Raw genomic sequence first — 295 nt, 5'->3', positions numbered from 1 at the left:
TCAGTGCCATCAGGACGGGCCACAGGTCCCAGCCCTTGCGGGTCAGGCGGTATTCGTTGCGGGAGCGGCTGCCGGGCTCCCGGTAGGGGACGGTCTTGAGGATGCCGGCCGCGGTCAGCTTGCGCAGGCGGTCGCTGAGGACGGCTTCCGACAGGCCGATGTGGCGGTGGAAGTCGTCGAAGCGGCGCACCCCGTTGACGGCGTCACGCAGGATCAGCAGCGTCCATTTCTCCCCGATCACGTCGAGCGTGCGCTGGACGGGGCAGTTCTCCGTGCTCGCCTCAAGCCACTCCAT

1 protein-coding gene is annotated in these 295 nt (G+C 68.1%); it reads right to left on the bottom strand.

Going from position 1 to position 295, the window contains the following annotated elements:
* Nucleotides 1-295, bottom strand: a 295-nt coding sequence (locus tag OP79_RS49330; RefSeq protein WP_033329924.1) for a winged helix-turn-helix transcriptional regulator, incomplete at both ends; no start/stop codon positions are given.

Source organism: Streptomyces yerevanensis (genome assembly GCF_000716805.1).
GTDB classification, from domain to species: domain Bacteria; phylum Actinomycetota; class Actinomycetes; order Streptomycetales; family Streptomycetaceae; genus Streptomyces; species Streptomyces flaveus.
Note: the sequence above shows the minus strand (reverse complement) of the source record. Positions and strands in the feature narration are given on the sequence as shown.